The 15,684-nt window shown below is 70.9% G+C and carries 12 protein-coding genes; 10 read left to right on the top strand and 2 right to left on the bottom strand.

Annotation, left to right across the window (positions count from 1 at the left end):
- Positions 1-175: 175 nt before the first annotated feature.
- Positions 176-1,666 (bottom strand): protein kinase domain-containing protein, encoded by a 1,491-nt coding sequence (locus WME89_RS20430; protein WP_438010796.1) that lies wholly within the window; start codon positions 1,664-1,666, stop codon positions 176-178.
- 614 nt (positions 1,667-2,280) lie between these two features.
- Between WME89_RS20430 and WME89_RS20425 the strand changes: the two genes are divergently transcribed.
- From WME89_RS20425 to WME89_RS20405, 5 genes are all read left to right on the top strand, one after another.
- Positions 2,281-2,448, top strand: coding sequence for a hypothetical protein (locus tag WME89_RS20425; protein ID WP_438010795.1), 168 nt, complete (start codon positions 2,281-2,283; stop codon positions 2,446-2,448).
- A 283-nt stretch (positions 2,449-2,731) separates the two neighbouring features.
- Positions 2,732-4,270, top strand: a complete 1,539-nt coding sequence (locus tag WME89_RS20420; protein ID WP_438010794.1) for a DUF1592 domain-containing protein — start codon at positions 2,732-2,734, stop codon at positions 4,268-4,270.
- 2 nt (positions 4,271-4,272) lie between these two features.
- Entirely contained in the window at positions 4,273-5,703 is a 1,431-nt protein-coding gene (locus WME89_RS20415) for a DUF1552 domain-containing protein (protein ID WP_438010793.1), read from the top strand.
- 107 nt (positions 5,704-5,810) lie between these two features.
- Positions 5,811-7,232, top strand: a complete 1,422-nt coding sequence (locus WME89_RS20410; RefSeq protein ID WP_438010792.1) for a M64 family metallopeptidase — start codon at positions 5,811-5,813, stop codon at positions 7,230-7,232.
- Positions 7,211-7,816 (top strand): hypothetical protein, encoded by a 606-nt coding sequence (locus WME89_RS20405; RefSeq protein WP_438010791.1) that lies wholly within the window; start codon positions 7,211-7,213, stop codon positions 7,814-7,816. Before WME89_RS20410 ends, WME89_RS20405 begins: the two co-directional genes overlap by 22 nt.
- Before the next feature lie 33 nt (positions 7,817-7,849).
- On the opposite strand, the gene WME89_RS20400 is transcribed toward WME89_RS20405, so the two are convergent.
- Entirely contained in the window at positions 7,850-8,839 is a 990-nt protein-coding gene (locus tag WME89_RS20400) for a LacI family DNA-binding transcriptional regulator (protein WP_438010790.1), read from the bottom strand.
- A 185-nt stretch (positions 8,840-9,024) separates the two neighbouring features.
- On the opposite strand from WME89_RS20400, the gene WME89_RS20395 reads away from it, so the two are divergent.
- The 5 genes from WME89_RS20395 (at position 9,025) to WME89_RS20375 (ending at position 15,670) form a co-directional block, all read left to right on the top strand.
- Entirely contained in the window at positions 9,025-10,704 is a 1,680-nt protein-coding gene (locus WME89_RS20395) for a ribulokinase (RefSeq protein ID WP_438010789.1), read from the top strand.
- Positions 10,701-12,221 carry an L-arabinose isomerase gene (araA, locus tag WME89_RS20390; protein WP_438010788.1) on the top strand — a complete coding sequence of 507 codons (1,521 nt, stop codon included), beginning with the start codon at positions 10,701-10,703 and terminating at the stop codon, positions 12,219-12,221. The genes WME89_RS20395 and araA overlap by 4 nt, the downstream gene beginning before the upstream one ends.
- Positions 12,222-12,234: 13 nt before the next feature.
- The gene (locus WME89_RS20385) at positions 12,235-12,933 is read left to right on the top strand and encodes an L-ribulose-5-phosphate 4-epimerase (RefSeq protein ID WP_438010787.1); all 699 of its coding nucleotides are present in this window, start codon (positions 12,235-12,237) and stop codon (positions 12,931-12,933) included.
- Between the two features lie 134 nt (positions 12,934-13,067).
- A complete protein-coding gene (locus tag WME89_RS20380) occupies positions 13,068-13,988 on the top strand; it encodes an ABC transporter substrate-binding protein (RefSeq protein ID WP_438011954.1) in 921 nt (306 codons plus the stop codon).
- A 158-nt stretch (positions 13,989-14,146) separates the two neighbouring features.
- Positions 14,147-15,670 (top strand): sugar ABC transporter ATP-binding protein, encoded by a 1,524-nt coding sequence (locus WME89_RS20375; protein ID WP_438010786.1) that lies wholly within the window; start codon positions 14,147-14,149, stop codon positions 15,668-15,670.
- Positions 15,671-15,684: the final 14 nt, after the last annotated feature.

The raw sequence follows: 15,684 nt of genomic DNA, 5'->3' as shown, positions 1-15,684 counted from the left end.
GGGCGATTCCTTTGTATGACAAGCATTCCATGAAGAGCAGAATCAGCCACAGAGATCCCGGCCCTCACAGCCATCCGGCGGTCTCTGCGACCACGGTAGAGATCAGCCTGCTCGTCCACAGGCGTGGACCAGCCCGGGAGGCTTGATCGCGCGCCGTCGCCGCCCGGAGGGCAGCTCAGAAGATCGTGCTCTTCCACACGCCTGTGTCGGTCGCGCGCTTGCGCGGGGGCGCACCGGCCGCGCTCCGCGGCGCCTCGGACGCGCGGGCGGGGCGCGCCGCGGCGGGGTTCGGGCCGGGCTCCGGCGCCGTCGCGACGGCGACCGGCGCCGTCGTGACGGCGACCGTCGACGTCGCCGGGACAGCCTGCCGGACCGCGGCGTACGCGCCCGCCTGGGGCGCCCTGGGCGTCTGCGCCGTGGGAGCGCGGCGCGCCACGCCGAGCACCACGTCGCTGGCCGCGCGCAGCGCGGCGGCGGACGCCGGCGGCTCTCGAGGCGGCGCGGTGGCGAGCGCCAGCCCCAGCCCGAGCGCGAGGACGAGGCTGGCCGCCGCGAAGTGCAGCTTGCTCCGCCGCGCCGGCGCGGCGGGCTGCTGCTGCGACTCCGGCGCGGGCGGCTCGTCCGGCGCGCCGGCCGCGGCCACGAACGCCGCGATCATCGGCTTGATGGAGGGGAAGCGGTCCTCCGGATTCAGGGCGAAGGCGCGCGCGAACCAGGCCTCCAGCTCTGGCGGCGCGCCCGGGGCCAGCGTCGACAGCGGGGGGCGCGCGTTGGTGACGATGGAGACGAGGACATCGGCGATGGTGCGGCCTTCGAAGGGCTGCTGGCCGGTGAGCGCCACGTGCGCGACGACCGCGAGGGCCCACATGTCGAGCTGGGTGTCCGCGTGTCCGTCGCAGGTGTGCTCCGGGCTGAGGTAGGCCGGCGTGCCCAGCACCACGCCCTCCGCGGTCTGGCGGGGGAAGTCGGCCGCCAGGTCCTGTCGGATCCACTTGGCGATCCCGAAGTCGGCGATCTTGGCGCGCAGGCGCCCGTCGCGCCCCTCGCGGAGCATGAGGTTCGACGGCTTGATGTCGCGATGCACGATCCCGAGGTCGTGCGCCACGGAGAGGGCCTCTCCGATCTGGCAGAGCAGCGCGGCCAGCTCGGCCGCCGGAACGGGCCCTTGCTCCTGGATGAGCTGCCGGAGGGACCGGCCGCGCACGTACTCCATGACGAGGTACGGGCCTGTCTCGGGGTCCTCGCCGGCGTCGTGCACGGCGACGATGCGGTCGGTCTTGCGCCCGAGCTGCGCCGAGACCTGCGCCTCGAAGCGGAAGCGCTCCATGGCGTCGATGGGCAGGTTCTGGCGCGGGAGCACGAGGAACTTGAGCGCGACGTCGAAGCGCCGGACGCTGTCGTGGGCGCGCCACACCTCGCCCATGGCGCCTCGGCCGAGCGGATGCAGGAGCCGGTATCGCCCGGCGACGATGCGGTCTTGCCGGAGCGCCGCTCGGGGGTCTTGCCGAGCGGCGCGCGGAGCAGCAGGACGGAGCTGCGCCGCGTGCGCGCTGAGCGTGACGGAGTCTCTTGCCGGAGGGTCGGGCTGGCGGCTGGCGGAGGGCGGCTGAAGAACGCCGTTGATCTGCGTCCCGCTCCTTTGCCCCAGACCGGGTGCTGTGCCCATGGGACGACGACCTGGGGTGAGAGTCCGGGACATGTCCGCAGCCTATCGCGAACGCCGGGGGTTTTTGAATGGCCAATACCCTGGATTGCTCGCGCACGCCTCCCTGCACGCCCACACGACAGCGTCGCGAGGCACAGCTTTGCTGCACTTGTCGCCCACGCGAGAGCGTCGCGCAGCTCTGCTGCACTTATCGTTGATTGAACGACCCGACCGGGGTTGCGGCCAGCCGACCCGGGTTGGGCGGCCCGACCCGGGTTGAGCGACCTGACCCAGGTTGAGCGACCCGACCCAGCGGCGACCGACCCAGGTTGGGCGACCCGGGTTGGGCGACCCGACCCGGGTTGGGCGGCCCGACCCGGGTTGGGCGGCCCGACCCAGGTTGGGCGACCCGACCCGGGTTGGGCCTCCACCGCGACTTCGCCGCGACCACCGGGACGTCCGACGCGTGGTGCCGCAGCGCGTCCACCGCCGACCGTTATGGCGCGATAATCACGATGGCATCGAGATCGAGAATCGCTGCATGCCAGCCCAATCAGGTTGACATACGCCCATGTGAGCGTTCACAATGACCTCTGCGGGCGGGCATCCTTGTGGATTGCTTCGGATGGGTCGTCGTGCTCACCGGGACCCTCGTCATCGACGACAGCGCGACGAGAGACGGCGCGATGGCGGGCGCGATCCTGCTGTGCGATGCGCCGGTCTGCCTCGAAGCCGTTCACGCAGCAGGGCGGGCTCACCAGGAGGTGTCGTGTGAATCGATCTTCATCATTGGCCGCCCCTGAGGCGGGTGTTCGCGCCGCCTTGAAGCGCGCCCTCGGCACAGGCCCGGGTCGCCGTGAGGGCCGATGCCTCGCAGACGAAGTCATGAATTTTTCCAATCACGATCGCGGCCCGAGCGTCGCGTTCAATCGACCGGAGGTAGAATTGTACGCTCGCAGCAAGGCGGCCTCTCGACTGCGGGGAATCGCCGCGTGCGCCTCGCTTCTCGTCGCAGGGTGCCTGGGTGATATAGGCGATGGCGCGCCCCCCGCGGGCGGCGGCACGATCTCCTCCGGAGGCGGCGGCGTGGACCCCTCGGACAACGGGGGCGGCCTGTGCAACCCGCGGCTGGAACGACGGGTCGTGCTGCTCGCCGACCTGCAGTTCACGAACGCCATCCGGGATCTCCTCGGAGACGAGGCCATCGAGCCGGACCAGGCGCCCGACGCGCGGACGAAGCCGTTCGTCAAGAAGGGCATCGTGGCCGGGACCTCGCTCGTGCATGCGCGGCTCGCGAGGGCCGCCTATGCCGCCGAGAGCATCGGGGGGCGCTTCGAGGAGGTGACGGGCTGCGCCCCGGCGGACGGAGACGACGCCTGCTCGAAGGCGTTCCTGACGCGGTTCGCGCAGCGGGCGTTCCGCCGGCCGCTGGACGCGACGGAGCTCGACAACCTGTGGTCCGTGGTTCGCCTCGGGCAAGAGACGAGCTACGAGCGCGGCGTCACGCTCGCCGTCGAGGCGCTCCTTGCGTCCCCCTCTTTCTCCTACCGCACCGAGCTCGGCGACGCCGAGGTCGGCGAGGTGGTGAAGCTCTCCGCGCACGAGATCGCGAGCGAGCTCTCGTTCTTCTTGACCGACAGCCTGCCGGACCCCGAGCTCGCCGCCGCCGCCGACTCCGGCGCCCTGAACGACCCGGAGGAGCTGACGCGCCAGGCCGCGCGCCTGCTCGAGAAGCCCGAGACGCGCAGCAGCCTGAGCACCACGCTGATCGCGGCGTGGGGGCTCAGCAACCTGTTCGGCACGGTGAAGGATCCCGGGCTCTTCCCCGAGTACACCCCCGCGCTCCAGGCGAGCATGTTCCACGAGACCGAGCTGCTCCTGGACGAGCTCCTGTGGAGCCGCGGAGAGGACGTGTCGGCCCTGCTCACCTCGAGGGAGACGTTCGTGAACGGCGCGCTCGCGCAGGTCTACGGCGTGGAGCACACGGGCGCGACCCCGGAGGAGTTCTCGAAGGTCGAGCTGCCGGCCGACGAGCGCGCCGGGCTCCTCACGCAGCCCGGCCTGCTCGCGGCGCTGTCCCGGACCGACAACACGAGCGTCGTCGCGCGAGGGCTCTTCGTGCGCGGCGCGCTGCTCTGCCTGGGGAAGATCCCGTCGCCCCCGGAGTCGCTCGCGGACGCGATCAAGGAGCTGCTCGAAGCCGACATGACCGAGCGCGAGCGCGCCGAGGCGCGCGCCGAGAACGACACCTGCAGGGCGTGTCACAGCCAGTTCGACGCTTTCGGCCTGATGCTCGAGAACTACGATCCGGTCGGCCGGTACCGCGACACCCTCGATGGGGAGCCCATCGACTCGCGCGTCGACCTGACCAACATGGCCGGCGTCGGCGGGATCTACACGAGCGCCGTCGAGTTCGCCGACGCCATCGCCAAGACCGATGGGTTCGCCGCCTGCGTCACACGGAACCTGCTGACCTACGGCACGGACGACGAGGGGCTCTCGACCCGCGACTGTCAGGTCCAGCACGTGATCGCGGCGCTGCCAGCGGGTGAGCGGACGCTGCCCAACGTCGTGAAAGCCATCGTGACATCGCCAGCGCTGACCGAGCGCGCCAAGGAGAAGTGATCGTGGGCTACAACCTGTCTTATGCGTGGTCTCGCCGCCGCTTCCTGCAAGGCATCGGCGCCGCCGCGGGTCTCGTCACGGTGCTCAAGGGCCTCGAGTCGGCCGCGGAGGGCGCGGCGCCCCCGAAGCGCCTCCTGATCGTGCAGCGCCCGGTGGGCACCGTGTACGAGAACTTCTGGCCGCAAGGAAACGGGACCAACTTCACGCTCTCCCGCATCCTCACCCCGTTCGCGGCCATGAAGGATCGCATGGTCGTGATGCGCGACCTGAAGCTGCCCTTCGACGGGTCCGTCGGCGGCGGCCACGAGCGCGGGACGGTGCTGATGACCACGGGCGCCCGGACCAAGCAGCTGTATCCGGGCAACGGCGGTGACGATCCGGTGGCCGAGGGACCGAGCATCGACCAGCTGCTCGTGAGGCAGTCGGCCGAGCTCCAGGGCACTCCCATCGCGTCGCTCCAGGTCTCTTGCGACAACCGCGCCGACACGCCCGAGGTGTCGACCCGCCACATGTCCTATTCGGGCGCGCGCGCGCCGATGACGCCCTACTACCAGCCGCTCGACGCGTACCGGCGGGTGTTCGGCACGCTGATGCCGGGCGGGCCGACGAGCGAGAACCTGGATGCCCTGGCGCGGGCGCGCCTGCAGAAGAAGAGCGTGCTCGACTTCGCGATGAAGGACCTGCAGCGCCTTCAGAGCCTCGCGCCGAGCTCGCAGCGAGAGGCGCTGGAGGGGCACGCCGCCGCCATCCGCGAGGTGGAGAAGGAGTTCGACGCCGACCCGAGGGATCCCGCGTCCTGCGGCGCCGGGCAGGAGCCCGAGGTCATCCAGGTGAGCGGGCACATCGATCCCTACGGGAGCTCGCACGTCGTCTCGGAGCGCGACGACGAGAAGCACGCGCGCATCGGCGCGCTGCATTTCTCCGTGATCAAGGCCGCCTTCCGCTGCGACCTGACGCGCGTGGTCACGTTCCAGTGGGCCCCTGGCACGAACCACGTGAGCTTCGGCGAGCTGTGGCCCCCCAACTCCTCCATCTTCAAGGTGCACCACACCACGAGCCACGATCCCGACACGCCCGACACGCTCGAGTTCCTCACGCGGGTGGAGGAGTTCTACGCCGGCTACGTCGCCGGCTTCCTGAAGGAGCTCGCGGACACCAAGGACGTGGCCGGCGGGACGCTGCTCGACACCACCCTGGTCCCGTACATCACGGAGGTCGGCACGCGACACCACAACTGGGACAAGATGCCGTGGGTGATGTTCGGCGGCGCGGACACCAAGCTGCGCGGCGGGCAGGTGTGGACCAACGGCAACCGCGGCCTCCGCTCCACCAACGACGTGTGGATGGCGATCGCGGGCGCCTTCGGTGTCCCGGATCTCGTGATCGGGGACAGCGACCTGCGGACCACGGCGGTCGAGGGGTTGTTCGGGTGAGCGTGGCCAGCCGGGCGCCTGTGAGCTGAGCGCACGCACCAGCCACGCAGGCCCCCGGTCCCCGTCTGGCGTCGCTGCCGCCGGCGAGGCGTCGTGAGGTGAACGCGATGAAGTCGAGCTGCAACCTGCAGATCTTGAGCCTCGTGGCGCTCTGCGCTTGCGGTGAGGCGCCGGCCAGCGGCACCTCGACGACGGGCAGCGGCAGCACCTCGGCGGGCGGCAGCCCGGCGGCCGGCGGCTCGGCCGGTGACGGAGCAGCAGGCGGCGGCGCTCCAGGCGCGGGCGGGGCCGGCGGAGCGGGCGGGCGCGGCGCTGCCGGCACGGGCGCCGGGGGCGCTTTCGTCCCCGGCGGCGCTGGCGGAGGCGGCTCCGCGCACGTCCTCGATTGCGGCGCGAACGGCGTGGCGATCGAGAGCGCGGGCCCGCCAGAAAACCGCGTCAACTACGTCATCCTGGGCGACGGCTACGACGCCACGGCCGTGAGCACGACGTACCTCGAGCACGTCGAGGCGGCGATGGCCCTGCGCTTCAGCAGCCCGGTCGGCGAGCCGTACGGCCGGTATCGCAAGTTCGTCAACATCTGCGCCATCAAGCTGGTCAGCCCCTCGAACGGCGTCCCGGGGGCGCTCGGCTGCACGGGCGATGACGAGAGCCGCCTCGCCGACTGCGACACCCGCGCGGCGGATGACGCGCTCGAGGCGAACCTCCCCGAGGACTTCGAGGTCGACTGGCACGCCATCGTGCTCAACAACGACCGCTGGTGGAACACGGGCTCCGCCTGGATGCTCTGGTCCGGCGCGCACCCGGAGGCTCCCGGAGCGGCCCTGCACGAAGGTGGCCACGGCTTCCATCAGCTCGCCGACGAGTACTGCGCCAAGACGACGGGCTCGGACTGCGGCGCGGACAGGTGCGGCGGCGACGGCACCGAGTACGTCGAGGTGAACTCCACGGGCAACTGCACGACGACGGCGGGCAAATGGGACAGGTGGCTTGGCCATGACGCCGCCGACGCCACCGGCGTCCAGGGCACCTTCGTCGGCAGCCGCTACGTCGACGGCGGGCAATACCGTCCGTCCTCGAACTCGATGATGAACAGCCTGTTTGGAGGCCACAAGAACACGAGCTTCAACCCGGTCTCGCGCGAGAAGATGATCATGGACATCTGGATGCGCGTCAAACCGATAGACTCGACCGATCCGCCCGCCGGGGCCGTCACGGATCCGGCGACGCTCACGGTCGACGTGATCGATCCCGAGGTCATCAGCGTCGATTGGACGCTCGACGGCGACGTGATCGCGACGGACGGCGGCCCCTCCTACAACGTCGCTGCGGCAGGCCTCGCGTCGGGCACGCACACCATCGTCGCCAGGGCCTACGACAACGCCGGCGAGGAGTGGGTGCGCTACCGCAGCGGCGAGTGTCTCGACCCTCCCCCGTCGACGAACCCCGGTTACATCGATCCCTGCTGGGGTCGCGACAACTGGCCCCGCTCGCAGCAGACGGTGACGTGGACGGTGACGATTCCGTGAAGCCGCCGCGCAGCCGGTGGCTCGTGGCCGCGCCGATGCTGCTCGGCGCGGCGCTCTGCCTCGTCAGTCGCGCGCGAGAGCCCGACGGACGACGGCCGCCTGCATCCCGGCAGGAAGCGTCGCGCGAGGAGGCGCCGCGCCAGGCGGCGCCGCGCCGCGCGTCGGCCGAGCCGCCCGCGCCGTCTGGCAGCGCCGAGCACGCCGCGGCGGTCGACGACCTCGCCTCGGCGGTCGACGACCTGCCGGTCACCGGGCCGGGCCCCGACGACCGACACGACGGCCCCGCTCACCCTCACCCCATCACGCCGCGTCACCTTGAAATCCAGCATGAAAACGGCCTCATCGCGCTGCTGCACGACGCGATGAGCGCGCGGAACGGCGCGCGCATGCGCGAGCTCGTGCACGAGTACCGCCGCGCGCACCCCGGGGACCCGAGCCAGCTCGCGGACGGCTACGAGGTCATCGCGGCCTGCCTCGAGACGCCCGGCGAGGAGTCGAGGGCGGCGGCGGCGGGCTACTACGCCGAGCGTCGCGCCTCGACCGTGAGGCGCTTCGTGCGCAGGATCTGCCTCGAAGGTGGCTGAGGGTGCCTCGACCACGACGCTGGCGGCGCGGGGTCACCGGCGCTTCGGCACCGCGGTGCTCTTGCGCAGGACGAGCTCGGCCTCGACCACGACGCGCGGCGCGGAGCGCTGGCCGCTCTCGATCTGATCGAGCAGGATGTGGAGGCACCGGCGCCCGAGCTCGGAGAAGTCCTGGCGCACCGTGGTGAGCGGAGGCGTGAAGTAGGCCGCCTCCGGGATGTCGTCGAACCCGACGATGCTGAGGTCCTGCGGCGTCTCGCGCCCGTTCTCGTGCAGGAAGCGGAGCAGGCCCAGCGCCATCTGGTCGTTGCCCACGAACACGGCGGTCGCGCCCGCCGCGCGCACCAGCTGCGGCGCGAGCTCGTAGCCGGAGCGCGCGCTCCAGTCGCCCCGCAAGATCGGCGGGACCTCCGCGCCGGCCGCCTTCAGCGCCGCGCGCCAGCCGTCGATGCGCTGGTCGGCCTCGAGCCAGTCGGTCGGGCCGGCGATGTGCCACACCGTCCTGTGCCCGAGATCGAGCAGGTGGCGCGTCGCGGCCACCGCCCCGCCGTGCTGGTCGACGGCGACCACCGGCACCGAGTCGTCCGGCCCGCCCTCGACAGCGACCACCGGGACGTCGGAGGTGAGGTGGCGGAGCGCGTCCACCGCCGACCGCTGCGGGGCGATGACGACGACGCCGTCCGCCCCCTGGTCGCACAGCCGCTGCACGGCCTCCACGACCGGCGCGCGGCTGAGCGCCCGCAGGCTGGCGATGGTCACGCCGTAGCCCGCGTCGTGCGCCGCCTCCTCCAGCCCGAGGAGCGTCGACGCCGGACCGTAGAGCGTCGTGTCGAAGCTGACGACACCCAGCGTCCTCGACCGCCCGGTCACGAGCGCCTGCGCCACCGAGCTGGGCCGGTAGTCGAGCTGGCGGATCGCATCGAGCACCCGCTCCCGCGTGTCGCGGCGCACGTGCGGGCTGTCGTGCAGGACCCGCGAGACCGTTTGGTACGAGACGCCGGCGAGCTTGGCCACATCGACCATGACCGCAGCCCGGCGTCCTCCTCTCTTGACGCGGCGCTCCGGAGGAGACCCGCCAGCCTTTTCATCCATCGGGGCCGGAGGATAGCCGCGGACGGACCGATTGGAATTGACATCCATCATGTGAACGTTCACATTGATTTTCGGGGGTCACTCTTTTACTGCTTCACCCAGCAGCGGGTCGTCTCATGCGCACCGGGACCTTCGTCATCGGGATCGATTTCGGCACCGACTCTGTCCGCGCCGTCGTCGCGGACGCGAGCAACGGCGCGCTCGCGGGGGCCGGGGTCGCGCCCTACCCGCGCTGGGCGCAGGGCCTTTACTGCGACCCCCACGCGCACCGGTTCCGCCAGCACCCGCGCGACTACCTCGAGGCCATGGAGGCGGCCGTCCGCGCCGCCCTGGGCCAGGCAGGCGCCGACGTCGCCGCGCGCGTGCGCGGGATCGCGGTCGACACGACCGGCTCCACGCCGGTCCTCGCCGACGCGAAGGGCAGGCCGCTCGCGCTCTGCCCCGGCTTCGAGGAGGACCCGGACGCGATGTTCATCCTCTGGAAGGATCACACCGCCGTGGCCGAGGCGGCCCGGATCAACGAGCTCGCCCGGACCTGGGGCGGCCCTGACTACACGAAGTTCGAGGGCGGCGTGTACTCGTCCGAGTGGTTCTGGGCCAAGGCGCTCCACGTCCTCGAGGCCAGTCCGGCGGTCGCGCGCGCGGCGGCCACCATCCTGGAGCACTGCGACTGGATCCCCGCCGTCCTGACCGGCACCGACGATCTCGGGCGGATCAAGCGGAGCCGCTGCGCCGCCGGCCACAAGGCGATGTGGCACCCGGAGTTCGATGGCTATCCGTCGAACGATTTTCTGGCGCGGCTCGACCAGCGCCTGCCCGCGCTCAGGGCCACCCTCGGCTCCCGCACCTGGACCGCGGACGAGCCCTTCGGGACGATCTCGCCCGAGTGGGCCGCGAAGCTCGGCGTCCCGGGTGACGCCGTCGTCGCGGTCGGCGCCTTCGACGCCCACATGGGCGCGGTCGGCGGCGACATCCAGCCGCATCACCTGCTCAAGGTCATGGGCACGAGCACGTGCGACATGCTCGTCGTCCCGAGGACGGGCGCGCCAGAGGTCCTCGTCGCCGGGATCTGCGGCCAGGTCGACGGCTCGATCATCCCGGGCGCGATCGGCTACGAGGCAGGGCAATCCGCGTTCGGCGACGTCTTCGCCTGGTTCAAGCAGCTCCTCAGCTGGCCGCTCCTCGCGATCCTCCCTTCCCTCCCCGGCGCCGGCGGCTCGCCGCGCGAGGGGCTCGCCGACGCGATCATGGAGCGGATCATCCCCGAGCTGGACAGGGCGGCCGCGGAGATCCCGCCGGCGAAGAGCTCCGTCCTCGCGCTCGACTGGCTGAACGGGCGGAGGACCCCGGACGCGGACCAGCGGCTCAAGGGCGCCCTCGTCGGGCTCGACCTCGGCACCGACGCCCCGCGGATCTACCGCGCGCTCGTCGAGGCGATCGCCTTCGGATCGCGCGCCATCGTCGAGCGCTTCCGGTCCCAGGGGATCCGCATCGACGGCGTCATCGGGATCGGCGGCGTCGCGCGCAAGAGCCCCTTCACCATGCAGGTCCTGGCGGACGTGCTCGACATGACCGTCGAGGTCCGCGCCGGAGAGCAGCCGGTCGCGCTCGGCGCGGCGATGTTCGCCGCGACGGCCGCCGGCCTGCACGCCACGATCGAGAAAGCGCAGCGAGCGATGTCGCCCGGGACCGAGGCCCTGTATCGTCCCGACGTCGCGCGCGCCGCGCTGTATGACGCGCTGTACAGGGATTATGTCGCGCTCGGGTCCTTTGTGGAGAAGGAGCTGACGCGATGAGCGGAGTTGTCATGAAGGATTTGCTCGAAGGCTTCGAAGTATGGTTCTTGACCGGCAGCCAGGACCTCTACGGCGAGGAGACGCTGAAGCAGGTCGCCGCGCACGCGCGTGAGATCGCCGCGCACCTCGACGCGTCCGGCAAGCTCCCGGTCAAGGTCGTCTGGAAGCCGACGCTCAAGAGCCCCGAGGCGATCCTCGCCGTCTGCCGCGAGGCCAACGCGTCGCCCCGGTGCGCCGGCGTCATCACGTGGATGCACACGTTCTCGCCGGCGAAGATGTGGATCGCGGGGCTCACGCGCCTGGAGAAGCCGCTCGCTCACCTGCACACGCAGTACAACCGCGAGCTGCCCTGGGGCACCATCGACATGGACTTCATGAACCTGAACCAGTCGGCCCACGGGGACCGCGAGTTCGGGTACATCGGCGCGCGGCTGCGCATCGAGCGGAAGGTGATCGTCGGCCACTGGACGGACGGCGACGTCCTCGCCCGGCTCGACACGTGGGCGCGCGCCGCCTGCGCCGCCGTCGACGCGCGGCGGCTCAAGATAGCCCGCTTCGGCGGGATGAACATGCGAGAGGTGGCCGTCACCGGCGGCGACCGCGTCGAGGCGCAGGTCAAGCTCGGGTGGGCGGTGAACGGCCACGGCGTCGGCGACCTCGTCGGGCGCATCGCCGACGTCGACGAGGGCGAGGTCGATCGCCTCGTGGCGGAGTACAGCGACGCGTACGCCGTCGCTCCCGCCCTGAGGAAGGGCGGCGAGCGCCACGGCGAGCTGCGCTACGCGGCGAGGCAGGAGGCGGCGATGCGCTCCTTCCTCGTGGAGGGCGGCTTTGGCGGGTTCACCACGACGTTCGAGGACCTGCACGGTCTCAAGCAGCTCCCTGGCCTCGCCGTCCAGCGGCTCATGGCCGAGGGCTACGGCTTCGGGGCGGAGGGAGACTGGAAGTCGTGCGGCCTCGTCCGCGCGCTGAAGGTCATGGCGTCCGGCCGGCGCGGCGGCGTCTCCTTCATGGAGGACTACACCTACCACCTCGTCGCGGGGAAGGAGCGCGTCCTCGGCGCCCACATGCTCGAGATCTGTCCGTCGATCGCCGCGGGCAGGCCGTCGCTGGAGATCCACCCGCTGTCGATCGGCGGCCGGGGCGACCCGTGCCGGCTCGTCTTCGACGCCGGGACCGGCCCCGCCGTGAACGTCGCCATGGTCGACATGCGCGGCCGGATGCGGATGGTCGCCAACGAGCTCGAGGCGGTGGCGCCCGAGGCGGAGATGCCGGAGCTGCCGGTGGCGCGCGCGGTGTGGATCCCGAAGCCCGATTTCAAGCGCGCATGCGAGGCGTGGATCCTGGCCGGCGGCGCGCACCACTGCGCGCACAGCCGCGCGCTCACGATGGAGCACGTCGAGGACTTCGCGGCGATCGCCGGCGTGGAGCTGATCCGCATCGGCGAAGGGACCGAGATCCGGGCGCTCAAGAACGAGCTCCGCTGGAACGACCTCGCCTACCGGCTGGCGCACTGAACGGGGGCGGGACGTGAGCGCTACTTATCGAGAGCTGCGAGAGCGCGCCTTCGTGGCGAACATGGAGATCCCTCGCCGGGGGCTCGCCATCTACACCTTCGGGAACGTCTCGGCGTTCGACCGCGACCGGGGCGTGCTGGCGATCAAGCCGAGCGGCGTCGCGTACGAGCAGCTGAAGGTCGACGACATGGTGGTGGTCGACCTCGAGGGGAAGGTGGTCGAGGGCCGCCTCCGCCCTTCCTCGGACACCCGGACGCACATCGTGCTCTACGCGAGCTTCCGCGGCGTGGGCGGCGTCGTCCACACGCACTCGACCTACGCGACGAGCTGGGCGCAGGCGGGCACGCCGATCCCGATCTACGGGACGACCCACGCCGACCACCTGGCCGAGGACGTGCCGTGCACCGAGGTGATGCGCGCGGACGCCGTGCAGGGCGACTACGAGACGGAGACCGGCAAGCAGATCCTCGAGTGCTTCAGGGAGCGGAGCCCGCTCCACACGCCGATGGTGCTGGTGGCGGGCCACGGCCCCTTCACCTGGGGCGAGGACGCCGACAAGGCGGTGTACAACGCGGTGGTGCTCGAGGAGATCGCGCGGATGGCGTTCATCACGCGCACGATCCACCCGGGCGCCGCGCGCCTGCCCGAGCCGCTCGTACGCAAGCACTTCGACCGGAAGCACGGGAAGGGCGCGTATTACGGCCAGAAGTGAGGCCGGGCGTGCCAAGCGTCAGGCAACGACGAGCAAGCCGCCTCGACGGACGGGGCGCATCACGGATGAAAAGGAGTTGCGCCATGAAGAGGAGCCGTTTTGTCGCGGCGGCGGTGGTGGTCCTGACCGGGCTGATGATGACCCTGGGGGGGATGGGCTGTCAGGCGGAGAAGAAGAAAGTGACGCTCGGGTTCTCCCAGATCGGCGCGGAGAGTGAGTGGCGGACCGCCAACACGAAGTCGATCGAGGAGTCCGCCAAGGAAGCCGGGATCGAGCTCAAGCTCTCGGACGCGCAGCAGAAGCAGGAGAACCAGATCAAGGCGATCCGGTCGTTCATCGCCCAGAAGGTCGATGTCATCGCCTTCTCGCCCGTGGTCGAGACCGGCTGGGAGCCCGTCCTGCGCGAGGCCAAGGCCGCCAAGATCCCGGTCATCCTGACCGATCGCTCCGTGGACTCGAAGGACGAGAGCCTCTGGGTCACCTTCATGGGGTCGGACTTCGTCGAGGAGGGCCGCCGCGCGGCGAACTGGCTGGTCGAGAAGACGAAGGGCCAGGAGGGCACCATCAACATCGTCGAGCTCCAGGGCACCGTCGGCTCGGCCCCCGCGATCGACCGCAAGAAGGGGTTCGAGGAGGTCATCAAGGACAAGCCGAACTTCAAGATCATCCGCTCGCAGACGGGCGACTTCACCCGCGCCAAGGGCAAGGAGGTCATGGAGGCGTTCCTCAAGGCCGAGGGCAAGAACATCAACGTCCTCTACGCCCACAACGACGACATGGCGATCGGCGCGATCCAGGCGATCGAGGAGGCGGGCCTCCGCCCCGGCAAGGACATCACCATCATCTCGATCGACGCGGTCAAGGGCGCGTTCGAGGCGATGATGGCCGGGAAGCTCAACGTGACGGTCGAGTGCAGCCCCCTCCTCGGGCCGCAGCTCATGAGCGCGGTGAACGACCTGATGGCCGGCAAGACGCTGCCCAAGCGCATCGTGACCCAGGAAGGCGTCTTCCCCATGGAGACCGCCGCCCAGGAGTTCCCGAAGCGCAAGTACTGAGCGCGGGCGCGCTGTCGCCTGTCCACCGACATTTCAACCAGCGCGGGAGACCGGGGGACGACCGGGATCTTCGTCCCCCTCCCCGCCCCCCATGGTCTAGTGCCAGCACAACCCTGAGCATGCGCGACGGTTATCGCCGCGCGGGAAGAGCGTGAACGATGGCCAGCGAAGCCGTGCCCGTGCTCGAGATGAAGGGGATCTCCAAGGGATTCCCTGGAGTGCAATCGCTCTCGTCCGTCGACTTCCGGCTGATCCCGGGAGAGGTGCACTCGCTGATGGGGCAGAACGGCGCGGGCAAGTCGACCCTCGTCAAGGTCCTCACCGGCGTCCACGCGCCGGACGACGGGCGCATCCTCCTCGACGGCCGCGAGATCAGGCCGGCGAGCCCGCTCGACGCGCAGAAGCTGGGCATCAGCGCCGTCTTCCAGGAGGTGAACCTCTGCCCCAACCTGTCGGTCGCCGAGAACATCTTCCTCGGGCGCGAGGGCTCGAGCGCCTTCGCGCTCCGGTGGCGGGAGATGCGCCGGAACGCCGCCGCCGTGCTGAGCGACCTCAACGTGCACGTCGACGTCGCCGCGCCGCTCTCGGCCTATTCGCTGGCCGTGCAGCAGATCGTCGCGATCGCCCGCTCGCTGACCGCCAAGGCGAGGATCCTCATCCTCGACGAGCCGACCTCGAGCCTGGCCGAGGACGAGGTGAAGACGCTCTTCTCGGTCGTCCGCCGCCTCAAGGCGCAAGGGATGGCGCTCCTGTTCATCTCGCACTTCCTCGACCAGGTGTTCGAGATCTCGGACCGGATCACGGTGCTGAGGAACGGCGAGCTGGTCGGCGAGTACCTGGCCGCCGAGCTCTCGCGCGTGCAGCTCGTCACGCGGATGGTCGGCCGCGAGGTCGCGGAGGACGGCCCGACCCGGGCCGCGCGCGACAGGACGGCGAGCCCTGCGGGCGAGGGAGCGACGTTCTTGCGGACACGCGGCCTCGGCAAGAAGGGCTCGGTCCGGGACATCGACCTCGAGGTGAGGCTCGGTGAGGGGCTCGGCATCGCGGGCCTCCTGGGCGCCGGAAAGACGGAGACGGTGCGGCTCCTGTTCGGGATCGACGCGGCGGATCAAGGCTCCATCGAGATCGACGGCCAGGAGGCGCGCATCGGCTCGCCGCTCGACGCGATCGCGCGCGGCCTCGGCTTCTGCCCCGAGGACCGGAAGACCGAGGGCATCCTCGGCGACCTCTCGCTGCGCGAGAACATCATCATCGCCCTCCAGGCGAAGCGCGGCATCTTCCGCAACCTGTCGCGGGAGCGGCAGGACGAGATCGCCCGCCTCTACATCGAGCGGCTCGGCATCGTGGCGGCCGACGCGGAGGTGCCCATCTCCAAGCTGAGCGGCGGCAACCAGCAGAAGGCGCTCCTCGCCCGCTGGCTGGTGACCGACCCGCGCATGCTCATCCTCGACGAGCCGACCCGCGGCATCGACGTCGCGGCCAAGGGCGAGATCATGGGCCAGGTCTCGGAGCTCTGCGACCGGGGCATGGCGGTGGTGCTCGTGTCCTCCGAGATGGCCGAGGCGCTGCGCTACTCCGACCGGCTCGTCGTCCTGCGCGACAGGCGCAAGGTGGCGGAGCTCGCCGCGCGCGAGGCCGGCGAGCAGGCGGTGTACCAGATCGTCGCGGGAGGCCAGGCGTGAGCGCGTCCACCTCC

Origin of the sequence: Sorangium sp. So ce321 (assembly GCF_051530195.1) — a bacterium.
Taxonomy (GTDB): Bacteria; Myxococcota_A; Polyangia; order Polyangiales; family Polyangiaceae; genus Sorangium.
Note: the sequence above shows the minus strand (reverse complement) of the source record. Positions and strands in the feature narration are given on the sequence as shown.

What these genes read in the sequence shown, in the direction of transcription:
- WME89_RS20430 (WP_438010796.1), bottom strand. Translation starts at nt 1,666, where the DNA reads ATGGGCACAGCACCCGGTCTGGGGCAAAGGAGCGGGACGCAGATCAAC.
- WME89_RS20400 (WP_438010790.1), bottom strand. Translation starts at nt 8,839, where the DNA reads ATGGTCGATGTGGCCAAGCTCGCCGGCGTCTCGTACCAAACGGTCTCG.
- WME89_RS20375 (WP_438010786.1), top strand. Translation starts at nt 14,147, where the DNA reads ATGGCCAGCGAAGCCGTGCCCGTGCTCGAGATGAAGGGGATCTCCAAG.
- WME89_RS20410 (WP_438010792.1), top strand. Translation starts at nt 5,811, where the DNA reads ATGAAGTCGAGCTGCAACCTGCAGATCTTGAGCCTCGTGGCGCTCTGC.
- WME89_RS20395 (WP_438010789.1), top strand. Translation starts at nt 9,025, where the DNA reads ATGCGCACCGGGACCTTCGTCATCGGGATCGATTTCGGCACCGACTCT.
- araA (WP_438010788.1), top strand. Translation starts at nt 10,701, where the DNA reads ATGAGCGGAGTTGTCATGAAGGATTTGCTCGAAGGCTTCGAAGTATGG.
- WME89_RS20380 (WP_438011954.1), top strand. Translation starts at nt 13,068, where the DNA reads ATGATGACCCTGGGGGGGATGGGCTGTCAGGCGGAGAAGAAGAAAGTG.